Annotated in this window: 12 protein-coding genes; 4 read left to right on the top strand and 8 right to left on the bottom strand. The window is 65.2% G+C overall.

What is annotated here, in order from left to right; all coding sequences use genetic code 11:
* Positions 1-84: 84 nt before the first annotated feature.
* On the bottom strand, positions 85-870 hold the full coding sequence (locus ACW7G2_RS00865; protein WP_456971759.1) for a hypothetical protein: 786 nt from the start codon (positions 868-870) through the stop codon (positions 85-87).
* 314 nt (positions 871-1,184) lie between these two features.
* Here ACW7G2_RS00865 and ACW7G2_RS00860 point away from each other — a divergent pair, with 314 nt between their 5' ends.
* Positions 1,185-1,394, top strand: coding sequence for a cold-shock protein (locus ACW7G2_RS00860; RefSeq protein ID WP_456971757.1), 210 nt, complete (start codon positions 1,185-1,187; stop codon positions 1,392-1,394).
* Between the two features lie 102 nt (positions 1,395-1,496).
* On the opposite strand, the gene ACW7G2_RS00855 is transcribed toward ACW7G2_RS00860, so the two are convergent.
* Together ACW7G2_RS00855 and ACW7G2_RS00850 are read right to left on the bottom strand one after the other, a co-directional pair.
* The gene (locus tag ACW7G2_RS00855; RefSeq protein ID WP_456971755.1) at positions 1,497-2,603 is read right to left on the bottom strand and encodes an extracellular catalytic domain type 1 short-chain-length polyhydroxyalkanoate depolymerase; all 1,107 of its coding nucleotides are present in this window, start codon (positions 2,601-2,603) and stop codon (positions 1,497-1,499) included.
* A gap of 12 nt (positions 2,604-2,615) precedes the next feature.
* Complete coding sequence (locus ACW7G2_RS00850) at positions 2,616-3,056, bottom strand: hypothetical protein (RefSeq protein WP_456971753.1); 441 nt, start codon at positions 3,054-3,056, stop codon at positions 2,616-2,618.
* 81 nt (positions 3,057-3,137) lie between these two features.
* Here ACW7G2_RS00850 and ACW7G2_RS00845 point away from each other — a divergent pair, with 81 nt between their 5' ends.
* Positions 3,138-3,701 (top strand): hypothetical protein, encoded by a 564-nt coding sequence (locus tag ACW7G2_RS00845; RefSeq protein WP_456971751.1) that lies wholly within the window; start codon positions 3,138-3,140, stop codon positions 3,699-3,701.
* A 20-nt stretch (positions 3,702-3,721) separates the two neighbouring features.
* Here the strand turns inward: ACW7G2_RS00845 and ACW7G2_RS00840 are convergent, their stop codons facing one another.
* The 4 genes from ACW7G2_RS00840 to ACW7G2_RS00825 all read right to left on the bottom strand — a co-directional run bounded on the left by ACW7G2_RS00840 (position 3,722) and on the right by ACW7G2_RS00825 (position 10,251).
* On the bottom strand, positions 3,722-4,090 hold the full coding sequence (locus ACW7G2_RS00840) for an STAS/SEC14 domain-containing protein (protein ID WP_456971749.1): 369 nt from the start codon (positions 4,088-4,090) through the stop codon (positions 3,722-3,724).
* 233 nt (positions 4,091-4,323) lie between these two features.
* On the bottom strand, positions 4,324-4,920 hold the full coding sequence (locus tag ACW7G2_RS00835) for a lysozyme inhibitor LprI family protein (RefSeq protein ID WP_456971747.1): 597 nt from the start codon (positions 4,918-4,920) through the stop codon (positions 4,324-4,326).
* Positions 4,902-7,664 (bottom strand): calcium-binding protein, encoded by a 2,763-nt coding sequence (locus ACW7G2_RS00830; protein ID WP_456971745.1) that lies wholly within the window; start codon positions 7,662-7,664, stop codon positions 4,902-4,904. Before ACW7G2_RS00830 ends, ACW7G2_RS00835 begins: the two co-directional genes overlap by 19 nt.
* A gap of 16 nt (positions 7,665-7,680) precedes the next feature.
* On the bottom strand, positions 7,681-10,251 hold the full coding sequence (locus ACW7G2_RS00825; RefSeq protein WP_456971743.1) for a type VI secretion system Vgr family protein: 2,571 nt from the start codon (positions 10,249-10,251) through the stop codon (positions 7,681-7,683).
* Between the two features lie 163 nt (positions 10,252-10,414).
* Here ACW7G2_RS00825 and ACW7G2_RS00820 point away from each other — a divergent pair, with 163 nt between their 5' ends.
* Both ACW7G2_RS00820 and ACW7G2_RS00815 read left to right on the top strand, forming a co-directional pair.
* Positions 10,415-10,696, top strand: a complete 282-nt coding sequence (locus tag ACW7G2_RS00820) for a hypothetical protein (protein ID WP_456971741.1) — start codon at positions 10,415-10,417, stop codon at positions 10,694-10,696.
* 15 nt (positions 10,697-10,711) lie between these two features.
* Positions 10,712-13,528, top strand: coding sequence for a cation-translocating P-type ATPase (locus ACW7G2_RS00815; RefSeq protein WP_456971739.1), 2,817 nt, complete (start codon positions 10,712-10,714; stop codon positions 13,526-13,528).
* A gap of 72 nt (positions 13,529-13,600) precedes the next feature.
* On the opposite strand, the gene ACW7G2_RS00810 is transcribed toward ACW7G2_RS00815, so the two are convergent.
* On the bottom strand, positions 13,601-14,050 hold the full coding sequence (locus ACW7G2_RS00810) for an RcnB family protein (RefSeq protein ID WP_456971737.1): 450 nt from the start codon (positions 14,048-14,050) through the stop codon (positions 13,601-13,603).
* Positions 14,051-14,166: the final 116 nt, after the last annotated feature.

Genomic DNA, 14,166 nt, shown 5'->3' with positions numbered 1-14,166 from the left:
TCCGCCTGGAATGGATGGCCCCACCCTATGCATCAGCCGGTCACCAACGCGTGGAGGTTGCTGACCGCGCCGTGCGGGAGCAGCCTACAGCGCGGACAGCGCTGCCCGGGCCAGCTCGATCGTCTGCTCCTCGCGCTGCGGCAGGATTTCCGCCATCCAGGCGTTGCTGGCCGCCATCAGTCCTGCGGCCCCGGAAAAGTCGTCCGGGAACGGCATCGATTCACCGTGGTAGGCGGTGACGCTGAACTGCAGGTTGCCATAGAGGACGTTGAGGTCTCCGGTGCCGACCTGCATGCGCGCCTGGTCGCCGACCCCGGGGACGTCGCGGAACCGGATTCCCGATGACGAACTGCCGCCCGCCGCACCCAACAGCACTTCGGCCGCGGCGGCGCCATCATCCCCAGTCCTGCCCGCGCCCTCGTTCTCGCGGATCTGCTCGCGCAGGGAGTCCATCGCCTCGTCGACCTCGGCCCCGCTCATTCCTGCGGTGGCGCTGGCGAAATACTTCGCCGCATCGGCGGCGTTTTCCGAAACCCGACTCACGTGGATGGTGGCATCCATGACTTGGCCATCGCTCTTCCACTCGTACAGGCACATGCCCATCGCTGCGTGCTGATCGATCTCGTCCACCGGCAGCCCGAACACGGTCGCCATGGTGTCCGCGGTGATCACGCTGCACGGTGTGTCCCGCAGCGAAGGATCGAACTTCGCCGTGGCGCTCGCCGACCCGCCCTGCCCACCGCCACCGGCGGCACTCGCCCCATCCCCGCCACACCCGGCCAGCATCAATGCCAGCGCCGCTGCCGAAGCGGCCGGAAAGAGGAGACGCGCCGCGGCCGTGTGGCCTGTGGGACGAAAAGATACCTGCATGACGTGAATCTCCTGGCACGATCGTTCGCGCGTTCAATGGGTATGGCTGGGGTGTCTGGCTCCCCCGGTATACGCCGAGCGACCGGGAGACCGGACACGGGCAGATGCGGAAGGCGCAGTCCGCGAAATCTCTGCTTGCGCTTCTTCGCCACAAGGGCCAAGCTGTGCGCGCTGAGTTTCAAGGTCACCCCACGAATCGTGGCCTGACGTCGTAGATTGCGTTCCACTACACCGGATACCCGCTTTTCCTCCTTGCAGCCAGCTTCTGCCGCCACGTGCGGCCCTCAATCTATTTGCTCCAAGGAGTTACAAAAATGTCCGAGAAACAGACCGGTACCGTGAAGTGGTTCAACGACGCCAAGGGCTTCGGGTTCATCACCCCGGAAAGCGGCCCTGACCTGTTCGTGCACTTCAACTCGATCCAGTCCTCAGGCTTCAAGAGCCTGCAGGAAGGCCAGCAGGTGTCCTTCGTGGCCGTCCAGGGCCAGAAAGGCATGCAGGCCGACCAGGTCGAAGTGATCTAAGACAGGCCAACGCCTGTTGCAGGAAAAGCCCGGCTCCGGCCGGGCTTTTTGCGTTTTGGGGGCTATCTCATGGATCGTGCCGTCCAGCCACGCCAGCGCCGCTCATAGCGCGGCAAAGAACCGAAGCATGTGCGCGGACGCATCCGGGCCTTGCGGATCGGCGTAGGTGCCGGCCGTGTCACCGCCAGCCCAGGCGTGGCCGGCGCCGTGGATGACCCAGTGCTCGGCGGCGATGCGCGCGTCGGCATTGCGGTGCACCGTGCGGGTAAAGCTGCGCCCGCCCGAGGCGATGTCGCGTTCAACGGTGGTGGACCGGGTCGCGGCATCCAGCCCCCCGCCACTGGCCAGGCTCTGCTCGATCACGCCGTGGCCATTGTCGGGATGCACGGTGGCGTCGCTGTCACCGTGAAAGACGATCGCCGGCACGCTCCGGGTGCCGCTGGCGGATGTGCACCGACCTGGTCCACCGCCCTTGCGCATGGCTGCGAATGCCGAAGGCATGTCGCTGGCCAGCCCGGTCGGCAGGCCGGAGTGCACTCCGATGGCGGCGTAGACATCCGGGTACGTGCTGGCCAGCACCGCGGCCATCGCCCCACCTGCTGACAAGCCCGCCACGTAGACGCGACCGGCATCGAGCCGGTGCGTGGCTACAAGCTGCCGGGTCAGTGCGGCCAGGATCTCCGGCTCGCCCTTGCCGCGCTGCTGGTCGCTGCCGCGGAACCAGTTCCAGCAGCGATTCTGGTTGCGTAGCGCAGACTGCGCGGGCCAGGCCACGACGTAGCCGTGCTCGTCCGCAAGCAGGTTCATGCGCGTGCCGCGGGCAAAGTCCTCCGGCGTCTGCGTGCAGCCATGCAGCATCACCAGCAGGGGCGCACCGGCGGTGTTCAGGCCCTCCGGAATGTGCAGCCGGTACTCCAGCTCGCCAGCATCACAGGAAAACCGACAGCGGGTATCACTGGCATCGCCAGCACCAGGGGCCCGGAATGGTGCCTCTGCGGGGGACGCCTCACCGTCATCGATCACCCGGAACTCGCCTTCAATACATGGCCCATTGGCGGCTGCATCACCAGTTCCGCTGCCCGCAGGGTGCGGCGACGCCTGGCCAGCGACGCCGCCAAGCGCTTGTTGAAGGGTGCGTGTCGCGGCCTGCAGGTCGCCGGTCTGCATCAAGCGCATCGCTTCGTGCATAACGTCTTTACGGGAAGTCATGGGGGATCCTGTTCAACGGATGCGGCCGGCCAGCGCGGCCTTGACCTTGGGGCTGGCCTGGAGCGCGCCGAGCACGGTGATCGATTCGATCGTCTCCAACGCCAGCTCCGGCGTAACGTCATCGGCGATCCGCACCAGTCCCAGAGCCTGGATCCGCAGGCGCTCTCCCGCGGCGCGCGCGGCCTCCAGCTCACGGCGGCCGTACTCCTGCAGCCCCATCACCAGGGTCCGGCGGGCGACCGTATGCCGCAGCACCTCCCCATGGGAAGCGAGCTGGTTGCGGATGGCGGTGCGGATGAGATCGGTGCGGTTGGAGTAGAAGCCTTCCTGCACCAGCAGGTCGATCTGGCCCAAATCGACCACCCCGAGGTTGATGGTGATCTTCTCGCTGTCGGCAACGGCACGCGGTCGTGGATCTGACATGTAATTGGCGTCCTGGATGATGAGCGGCATCCTAGCACCATCCATATGGATGGTTTATGAGTGCCGGCGATCACGTTATGCTTGCCGCTGACTCCCGGGGAGGCACGCACCATGCAAGGACCCAAGACCGCGGGGCTCGTAGCCCTGCTCACCGTGGCACTGGCCGGCGGATGCACCCCAGCGAACGATTCCGAACCCGCCAACGCAGTTGAACCGCAGCCGACGGCCATCACCGCCACCTCGACGGCAGATGATGCGCAACCTGCCGCGCTCACTGATGCCAACCTGGAAGCCTATGCCCGCGCACTTGCCAAGCAGGCCGAGATCATCCGCCGACCGGGTCGCGGCACGCACTACGGCGTCACCGTCAGCATCTACGACAGCGAAGGCGAGTCGGGCGATGTGCTGGAAGCAGCCGGCATGACGGTGGAGGAGTTCCACGCGGTGGACCGGCTGGTGGAGCCGGTGTTCACGACCCTCAACTTCCAGGGAGAAATCGGCCCGCCGCGCTCGATCAACCTGGAGGAAGCCTCGCCCGAGTGGAAGGAGCGCCTGGCGGGCGACCCCTTTACCAGCCTGCCGCCGGAATCAGCCGCCGCCCTGCGCCGCCACATGGATACGCTGGTACCGCTGTGGAGCGATATCGTGGGAATGACGGCGCAACACGGGCAATAACGTTTACCCGGCTCTACTGATCAGCCTTCCAGCACCCAGGCCAACGCTTCATCACGCTGCTTCGGCTTGAACACGCGGTAGCTCACGAACGGCAGTAGCGCACTCTCGATCCGCGTGCCCGCGCGCACCCAGGCCTGATCGGCCACCACCGCCACCCGCCCGAAGCTTCGCAGCTTGCCAAACAGCGGCATCGCCCGGGCGATATGAGAACCCAGCCCGGACACCTCGATCGCATCGAGGGAACGGGTTTCCACGAACACATGCACCTTGTCGTGGGCCGCCAGGCTGCCTTCCAGACGGTCCATCACCGCGGCCAGGTCGGCGCCGGTGACCTTGTATTCGACCGACACGGCAATAACGTCGTCAGGGCTCTGGATGAACTTGAGCATTGGGAACCTCCGCCTCTGCCGGGCTGTGGCTGAGTGCCCAGTCTACGACTTTGACACCACCCCAACGCCTTCTACGGCGCGGCATCAGGAAGACCGCGACCCACTGCCTTGTGATGCGGCGACGCAATTCCACCATTCACTCATCAGGTCAGCCATCTCGGAAACATTTGTGAGCTGCACGTTCAGGACAGCGCGAGATCGCAGCGATATCAACCCCGGCTCGGCTGGTTTTTCTAGTAAGTCCGAAAAAGATTCATCCGCGCTTTGCAATCGAGGATCGGTCTCTCTACCACCTTGGCAACAAAGGCACAATTCTCGTCAACGTACATGCTCCAGCGCGGATTATCCGATGACGCATTCGCCAATTTCTCCCTAGTATCGCCGGGATCAAATCCAGCACGGACCAGTGAATTTATTACTGTGTAGTAATCGAACCTGACCCCAGCCCCCAAAACCATCTCTATTTCTGTGATGCGATCATCTGTCAGCGAGGCCAAGCATGACAGCTCCTCAATGGGAGCTTCCTGCCCATACATTTCAACGTTTCCCAGCGGGCCACACTGACTGTCGCGAAACAAGATCCACGTTCTTTGCACGGACCTCAGCCCCTTCTTCTCTACGGTTCCGAGAGAGGCTAGCGCAGCTATGTATATTTCATTCAATTTGGAGTCGGAATCGGCGTATGTTGTCGCGGCACAGCTGATCAAGTCAGCCTGGCCACTATTATCGCAATCCGGCAATTCTTTCGACGAAACGGCAATCGGAAAGGCTCCTAAAATTAGAATCGCGAAGAAGCCCTTAAGCTTATTTCTTATTTCCAGCATTTGCATTTCACTCCCTCTTCAAAAAGCACTGCCTCCCGCTCCCTTCTCTTAATAAGCCCACCGAGATTCCTGCCTTCCCACACTCTCTTCATGGACCGGATTAGGCCGGGGACCTCCTCAGGCGCGCCGCTCCGCAACGCGTCTTGAATCTGTCCCATCTCAATCCTGGACGCTTTTCTCAAGCTCCCAGCGCCCCGATTGAACACCAATGAAAGCAGCGCCCCTTGGCAATGGGGATGTAAATTTATAACCTCTGGATATATATTGACTGTCTCTTGCGCATACCTTCTCTTCAGATCAAATGCGAAATTCAATGCACTTTCTCTAGATATTGAAATACCAGCCACGCTAGGCAACTGATCCGTTGCCTTTTCCTTAGTTAGCCCTGCCAACGCTGCCAGCGCTTCCACATCTTCTGGGGAGTAGTAGGACGCCAAATCAGATCTTATTCTTTCCGCCAGCTGATGACCCAAATCATACCCGTATCCAATGGTGACCCCGCTTGATGTGTTAGCTGCGGCGGGAACATAGGGAGTTTCCTCGTACCGCTCGTCTGAGAGCATCTCAAGGAATGATCGCTTAGACATAAGGAAAGTGCCCTTGCTTGTTTCCGCTTCATAGCTTTCCACGACGCATTCTTCAGGACACGACGACCCGAAGTTCTCGATAAAACCCACCGGATGGAAATGATGCACCACCGACTTGGGAGGAAACCCATGCCGCCCCGCAACATCCGGCCAAATAGCCAGATCACCGATACGCCCCTTCTCATGCTCCCAATCCTTGCGTAGCGTCTCGTCTTCAATCAGCTCATCGATCCTGCTCCAACGGTCCGACGGATCCGACCATTCGCTGGGATAGCGGATCACAAGGCGCGAAATTGCATCTGCCAGCCACTCGGTCTTCAGGGCGTTGCGCAGCTCCAGCGGGGTTATTTCCCGGTTGCCGTCGCTGTCGATGGCGCGACCCAAGGCGGCAAACAATGGGCTCTGTTCAATGTTGCGGGCGGCATTGTCGAACTCGTCGCGTTCCTGCGGCTGTGCACGTCCGCTGGCGGCCAGCTCGCGAGCGAACAGTTCCCGAGGCTCCAGCTCGGCGACATCGAAAATCTCGAAGCCGGGCCAGGCCCAAGGGGAACAGATCTCCACGTTGGCGTGTCCGCTCTCCCGCACCCAGCCGCGGGTCAGCTCTCCTGACGACGTGGGGGCATCAACCTGGAACCATCGCGTGCCATCGGCCTCTTTGAGCGACTCTTCTATTGCGGCGACGGGAATCACCCGGGAATACCCCACCGCCTCTCCTCCGGCATTGGCGGCCTGCAGGGGAAATTGCGACCAGGCACGGCCGGGCGGCGTGACCAGCGCCTGTTGGTCGGCGGTGCCGCGACTGACCCAAACTTCGCTCCCAGTCGGTGTCAGCAGCTTTCGGCGCGGATACGTGGCCTTATCGGTCAGGGCGTTGTACGCGCCCAGCGTGATCTCATTACCCTCTGCATTCACGGCGGCAATGAAGATCCTGCCGTCTCCGTAGGTGCGGGTGGCAACGTTGAAGTCCGCGGGCCGCTGGTCAACGATGGCCACCGTGCCCTTTCTGCCGATGACCCACCGGCCGTCACCATCACCAATTTGAACGACCGCCTCATCAGCCGCCAGCTCGATGTCCGGCGCGGAAGGCTGGACCAGGCGGGCACCCGGCCTGACATGCAGCAGGGTCTTCTGGCGTGCATCAAGCTGGGCGTCCCGGGACCGGCTTTGGGCAATGAAGCCCTCCAGGTCTTCGTGGGTGAACACGTCCACCTGGGCCAGCGGACGCCCAGTAGAGCATTGCGCCAGCGCATCCATGTCCAGATAGCGCTGGTATTCCCCCAGGTGCCCAACAATATCGCCAGCCTTGATCCCGACCGGCTCGGGCGGGATATAGACGCCGCCCTTGGCGTGAGGCTCACTGACCGGGTCGAGCCCTTCCCTTGAAGAGTCCGTCCCTTTGTAGACGTACATTCCGACCACATCGTCGGGATAGGTGGCCCCTCCTATGACCTCGGTGATCCGGTAGTAGCTGCTCCGCGCCGGGTTGGCCTCCCCAAGCTTCAGCTTGACCCCGCGCGGCGCGAACCCGGTGATCCGATGGTTGGCATCACGGATATTCATGCCGGTTCTACCGGACTCGGGAATGAACGGGTTCCGGCCACGATCACTGTCCACGGCGCGCTCTCCCACCAGATACACGGAGCCGTCCCAGAAGGCCGGTCGCTTGAGATCCGCGTCGGCTTTATAGGCGTTCCAGTTCCTAATGTGCATGTACAGGCTGAAAAACAGCAGGGATGGCTGGGCATCTGCTGCCGGGGTGCCCTCGCCATTTGCGCCGGCAGCCTGGGGCGCAGGCGGCAACTGCAACCGGTGCCTGACCAGCACGAATCCACGGGAATAAGTGGCGGCCGCGCAGCTGTCGTACTTGACTGTCGGGTAGTCCTCATCGATCCGGTAGGCGATCACCTGGCCGTCAGCGATGCAGCGTATGCCCCCATCCTGGGCCAGGCTTCTCCCCGTCTCCGCCCCGAAGTGGATCCCACCGTGCCATTGGCCGTTGTAGCCAATCGGGAAAAAGCCGTCTTCGGCTTGCGACAGCGCCTGGAAGTAGTCCTTTGCGTTGGCCTCGGCCGTTTGCGACTGGCCATTACCAGGGGCACCTGGTTTGGGAAAAGGAAAAAGCGTCCGGCTCAGCGGAGCCGGATGTTGCGAAGTGTCTGACATGAGGCGTCCTTGCCGATCATCCTGAGAAATCAAGCATCCGTTTTGGATTCAGCTTCACAATGCCGTCCGGAAGCGACATGCGGTGATCCCCGCCCGCCCCACCCTTGAACGGCCCCTGCGCCGCCTTCACCGTGAAATTCCCCGGGCACTCGAAGGTGATGTCCCCACCCTCCAGCGTCACCCTCGCCTGCCCGGCCTGCAGCACGATCTTCTCCTTGGCCAGCACATCGATGCGGTCATCCGTGGCGGTGACGGTGACGGACTGGTCTGCGAGCACCTCCAGCTCACCGGTATGCGCCTGCAGGCTGACCGGGCCGTTGGCGGCGATGGCGCGGATCGGGCCCGCGTGGGCGTAAAGGGCAACGTGCTGGCCGCTGACATTGGAGAAGGTCTGGCCGGCAGCAAGATGGGCATCCTGCTGGACGGTCAGGTGCAGTGCGCCGCCGGCAAAAGCGACGGCGCTCTTCTGGGTGGCGAAGGCGATGGATTCGGGCGACTCGGCGATCAGCTTCGCATCGGCGAAGCGCTCCACCGGGTCTTCACCCGGCTCGCGGCTGCCGGGGGCGGGCTTCATGGCGCTCTGGCCACCGACGCTGCCGCTGTAGCGGCCCTGCTCTTCCGGGTCGATGGCTTCGCGCAGGGCGGTCAGCTGTTCGTTGGCGCTGAACCCGGGCACCTGTTGCTGCTCCAGGGTCTCGTGCAGGGCTTCGGCGGTGCGCTCGGCACCCTTCAGCTGGGAAACGGCTTCACCGATATCCAGCTGGGTCGAGGCGCCTTCCGGCCGGGCGGTGGTGGAGAGCAGCAGGCCCTGGCCGGCGTGGACGTTGCCCCAGCCTTCGGTGGCCAGCTCAACGCCCTCCCCGCGCAACCCACCGCGGCTGCTGCCCTGGTGGCCAATCAGGTAGCCCAGCTCCAGCCGGCTGTCAGCCAGGCTGGTATGCAGGCGCGTGCGCAGCTGGCCGGGGGTATCGTCGATCACCCATTGTTGGGTGCCGGCGCCGTCGTGCGACTGTGTATGCAAGCCGCTGAGGGTGCCGGGATGGTTGTCGGCGCTATCTATACCGCCACCAAACGGCGGTGCAACCTCGCCGTTGTAGAGCTGGCCGGTGATGCGCGGCTGATCGATGTCGCCGTGGGCGAACTCCACCAGCACCTCCGCGCCGATGCGTGGCAGGAAGTGGCTACCCCAGTTTGGGCCGGCGATCCACTCGGCCACGGGCACCCAGGTGCCGCTGGTGTGGTCGCCGGGCGCGTGGCCGGGGTGGCTGCTTGCGGTGTCGGTCAGGCCGCCGGAGTTCGGGGCCGGGCCGCGCTGCCAGGCAAACTGGATACGCACCTGATGGTCGCGGTTGGGCGTCACCGCAGCATCGGGCAGGCCCACCACCCGCGCGGTCTGCGGGCCATGCGCCGTCGGGCGTGAACGCGGCAGGGGCGCAATCGGCACGCCGGCCGGAGCGGCCACAAAACGGTTGCGGTAGCTGCCCTGCTCCAGATCCGACGCGACCAGCAAAGCGGTGATGCCGGCGCCCAGGTTGTTCACGCCCACATGCACCACGTTGAGCGGTACGAAGCCGGCCCCCTCGTGCACGCTGTGCTGCACCAGCGAGTAGCCCACCCCCGCGGCCAGATCGCGCACGCTGCCGCTGCCCCCGTAGAGATCCTGCGCCAGCCGCAGCGCGTCCAGCCGGTGGCCGGCTTCGGCCTGGGCATGCGCATTGTCTTCAAAGCGGCCGTCACCCGACTGGGTGAATACCTCCAGCACCGGCAAGGTTCCGGCATCTGCCTCGGCCACGCCCGTGGTGCTCGCCAGCCGTTCGCTGTGCCAGCTGCCGACCTGGTTGCGGTTGGGCACCAGCTGGCGCCGGCGGGCAAACGCACTGATGGCGTCGTCGCGCTCGGTGGCATCGATGCGGTGGAACCGCAGCGCGCGACCCTCCGGCACCTCGGCCTGCTGGTCGAAGATCACCAGCGTATGGCCCGCTTCCGTATCGTCCTCGCCGTCCGCCTGGGCATGCTCGTAACGCCACGCCAGCCCAGCCTCGGACAGCAGGCGGGTAGCAAACTCCCAGTCGCTCTCACGGTACTGGGTGGTGATCGCGCGCACCGGCATGTGTCGGGTGACGTCGAAGCGCCAGTCAGCCTGCGGGTAGTCGGCAAACAGCTGCTCCAGCACCCCATGCAGATCAAGGTCCTGGAACACCAAGGCATTGCGGCGATGGGTGAGCAGCGCAGTCCACGGCTCGATCAGCAGCCGGTAGCGCGCCAAGCCGCCGTCGCCGCCCAGCGGTGCGACTGCGGTACACAGCCCGTGCCAGCGGCGCTTCTGCCCGCCGGCGCGGGTGAGCAGGAGCGTCAGCGGCTTGCCAAGCAGCTCATCGGGATCAAGGAATGCGCTGGTGGCCAGCACGTCAACCTCGAAGCGAAACGGCGCACACACCGCCTCGCTGCCTTCAAAGCGCTCGACTACCAACCCCTCGACCGGGGCATCCAGCTGGATCAGCCGTGCGTGCTGGGAGGGTGTGGCCAGGGCGGTAAGCGCCTGCTGGGCCATGGACCCAATGTCCGGGTACGTCCTTTGTACGGCCATCGGTGCATCCTGCAATCCGGAATGACAGACGGAAAGCGTGGGAGACGGGCAACGTCCTGTCAACCTCGCTGGGCGCGGGATCAATCTGTACACGCCGGCGGTCGCGGCCAGTCCGGGCAACGGAATACGCACCGCTTCACGCTCCCGCCCGCGCCAGGTCGGCATGCTGATCCGTCCCGGCCACGGCTCCAAAGTGGAGGACAACATGAACCGCTTGCATTACCAGGCCGCGCACTCGCCGCAGCCCCTCTCACCCGATCAGATCCCGGGCCAGGTGCCGAACCCAGGCCGGGATCCGGTACCCGACCAGCCCGTCGACCCGGTACCCGACCAGCCGATTGACCCGACGATTCCGCCGATCCGCGACCCGGTCCCACCCGACGCTCCAGACGACCACCCCATCCGCGATCCCGATCCGCATCCGCGGGACCCACCCCGGCGCTGAACCCTGCGTTCGACAATGGACGCCAGCGAACAGCTCCCCCCGGCGCCATGGGCTGCCACGGCCGATGACCTGGCCAACAGGCTCCGGACCGATCCCGAGGCCGGCCTGGACACGGCCGAAGCCACCCGGCGACTGGCCCTGCACGGCCCCAACGTGTTGGCCGGCACGCCCCCGGTGCCGGCCTGGCAACGCCTCCTGGCACAGTTCCGCGACCCGCTGGTCTTCCTGCTGATCATCGCCATCGTGATCTCGGCCGTGGCCTGGTGGGCGGAGGGCGCAACGGGCTGGCCGGTGGATGCGCTGGTGATCGCAGTAATCGTGGTGCTCAACGCCGTGCTGGGCTTCGTGCAGGAAGCCAAAGCGTCCAGCGCGGTGGCGGCGCTGGCGAAGATGACCCAGGTCACCTCGTCGGTGCTGCGCGACGGTATCGTGCAGCGCATCCCCAGCCGCGAGCTGGTGCCCGGCGATGTGCTGCTGCTGGCCGAAGGTGATGCCGTCGGCGCCGACGCGCGCCTGTTCCAGGTCGCCGTGCTGAGCGTGCAGGAGGCCTCGCTCACCGGCGAAAGCGCGCCGGTCACCAAGACCACTGCAGTGCTGCCCGCCGACACCACGCTGGCCGAACGCAGTTCGATGGCATTCAAGGGCACCTCGGTCGGCCAGGGCACCGGCCGCGGGCTGGTCACCGCCACCGGCATGGCCACGGAAATGGGCAGCATCGCCGGCATGCTCGATGCTTCAGAAAAGCAGCAGACCCCGCTGCAGCGCGAAGTCGGGCGCCTGAGCCGGATGCTGGGCATCGGCATGGTGGTGGTGGCCATGGTGGTGATGGCCACGCTGTTCGTGGTCGCCGACATCAACAACCTGCAGGGCGCGGTCACCGTCCTGCTGCTGGGCGTGGCGCTGGCGGTGGCGGCCGTGCCCGAGGGCCTGCCCGCGATCCTGTCGCTGGTGCTGGCGCTGGGCGTGCAGCGCATGGCGAAGCGGCGGGCGATCGTGAAGCGCCTGTCGTCGGTGGAAACGCTGGGCTCCGCCTCGGTGATCTGCACCGACAAGACCGGCACCCTGACCCGATCGGAAATGACCATCCAGCGGGTGGCAACCGCCTCCGGCATGGTCCACATCACCGGCGTGGGCTACGTGCCCGAGGGCGGGATGGTCGCCGACGGTGGTGCGGAGCCCTCCCCGGAACAGCGCGCCGAAGGCGCCCTGGTGCTGAGCGGCGGCAGCCTGGCCAACAACGCACAGCTGCGCCGCGGCGAAGACGGCACCTGGGAGATCCAGGGCGACCCGACCGAAGCCGCCTTCCTGGTCGCTGAACGCAAGCTCGGCCTGCACGAGCACCGCAGCAGCCGCTTCGACCAGGTGCGCGAGATCCCCTTCTCGTCCGAGCGCAAGATGATGTCGACCATCGAGATCGACCACGCGCAGGGCGACGCCCGGAGATTGATCGCCAAGGGCGCGCCCGACGTGCTGCTCGAGCGCTGCACCCATGTGCGGGTCGGCACGGAGGTGCTGGCACTGGACCCGGAGATGCGCACGCGCATCCTCGGCGACGTGGCGGCGATGGCCGGCGACGCGCTGCGCACGATTGGCGTCGCCGACCGCTCGCTGGCCCCGGGCGAAGAGGATGCCGCGGACGAGGAACTCGAGCGCGGGCTCGCCTGGGTCGGCACCGTTGGCATCATCGACCCGCCGCGCGAAGAGGCGGCGGTGGCCATCGCCGAGGCGCAGCGCGCCGGCATCCGCGTGGTGATGATCACCGGCGACCACCCCGATACCGCTGCGCGCATCGCTGTCGAGCTGGGCATCAGCGGCGACGGAGGCGCCCTGTCCGGCAACGACCTCGATGCGCTGGACGACGCCGGATTCGTCGACGCGGTGCGCCGCACTTCGGTGTTCGCGCGCGTCGCGCCGCGCCACAAACTGCGCATCGTCGACGCGCTGCAGGCCCGGGGCAACGTGGTGGCGATGACCGGCGACGGCATCAACGACGCGCCGGCGTTGAAATCGGCCGACATCGGCGTGGCAATGGGCATCACCGGCACCCAGGTGAGCAAGGAGGCGGCGGACATGATCCTGACCGACGACAACTTCGCCACCATCGTCGAGGCCGCCCGCGAAGGCCGCGGCATCTTCGACAACATCCGCAAGTTCCTGCGCTATCTGCTGTCGTCCAACATGGGCGAGGTCCTCACCGTGTTCCTGGGCGTGGTGCTGTCCGGCGTGATCGGCTTGGGCGGGGCCGACGACGCCCTGGTGCTGCCGCTGCTGGCAACCCAGATCCTGTGGATCAACCTGGTCACCGATACCGGACCGGCGTTGGCGATGGGCGTGGATCCGACCTCGGACAACGTCATGGCGCGCCCCCCGCGGCGCATGACCGATCGTGTGATCAACGGACGCATGTGGTCGGGCGTGCTACAGATCGGCCTGGTAATGGCGGTGGCCACTCTGCTGACGCTGGACATGTACCTGCCCGGCGGCATGATCCAGGGCGACCGCAGCCTGGACAACGCGCGCACCGCCGCCTTCACCACCCTGGTGTTCGCCCAGCTGTTCAACTGTTTCAACGCGCGCTCGGACACCACCAGTGCCTTCCACGCGCTGTTCACCAACGCCTGGTTGTGGGCAGCCATCGCCCTGTCGGCGCTGTTGCAGGTGGCGGTGGTTCACCTGCCCGCGCTCAACACCGCCTTCGGAACCGTGCCGCTTGATGGCGGCCAGTGGCTGGGATGTTTCGCCATGGGAAGCGCTGTGCTCTGGTATGACGAACTGCGCAAGCTGGTGCTGCGAAGCAGGGATGCGCGCGTAGCGGCCACCGGTAAGCGTTGATCAAGTGAAGCCGCGCCACGCGCCAACGCCGACAACCTGGTCGTCACCCTGCACATTGCCGGCAGGGTCCGCTCAGTCGTCCAAAATGCTCGTGATCAGGCCCGTCGCCAGCTGCACGAGGTAATAGGTGTCATCTTCCCGGTAGGGACGCACCCACTGGTACCCCTCCGGCGGTGGTGCCAGGTCGTAATACTGGTAATCGCGCACGTAGTAGCGGTCGGCCAGATACTCGCGCGGAACATACTCGCCACGCGCCCAACGGCGGTACCTGCGCTCATCCTTGCGCCACTCGCGTTCGGCCTCACGGCGGTCCTTGGCCGCCTCCCGCATCGCCTTGCGACGATCCTTTTCATACTCGCGCCGATCCTTCTCGTATTCGCGGATGGCTTCGCGGCGATCCTTCTCGTACTCGCGCTGCGCCTCCGCGTGTGCCTTGCGCATCTCTTTGCGAGGATCGTCGGCAAAAGCGCTGCCGGACAAGGCGAAGGTCGCCAGCGCACCTGCAATCAACAGCGTCTTCATGGCGTGCTCCAGGAAAGGGACAAGTCGACCTTAAGCGGCGGCGCCTGAACGGAACTGGAGCCCACCGCGGCGGATCATTAGCAACCCGATTACGCGCAGCTAACGGCCGGCGCGGT

Source organism: Luteimonas sp. A277 (assembly GCF_054052045.1).
The sequence above is the reverse complement of the archived record's forward strand: the minus strand, read 5'-3'. Positions and strand labels throughout refer to the sequence as shown.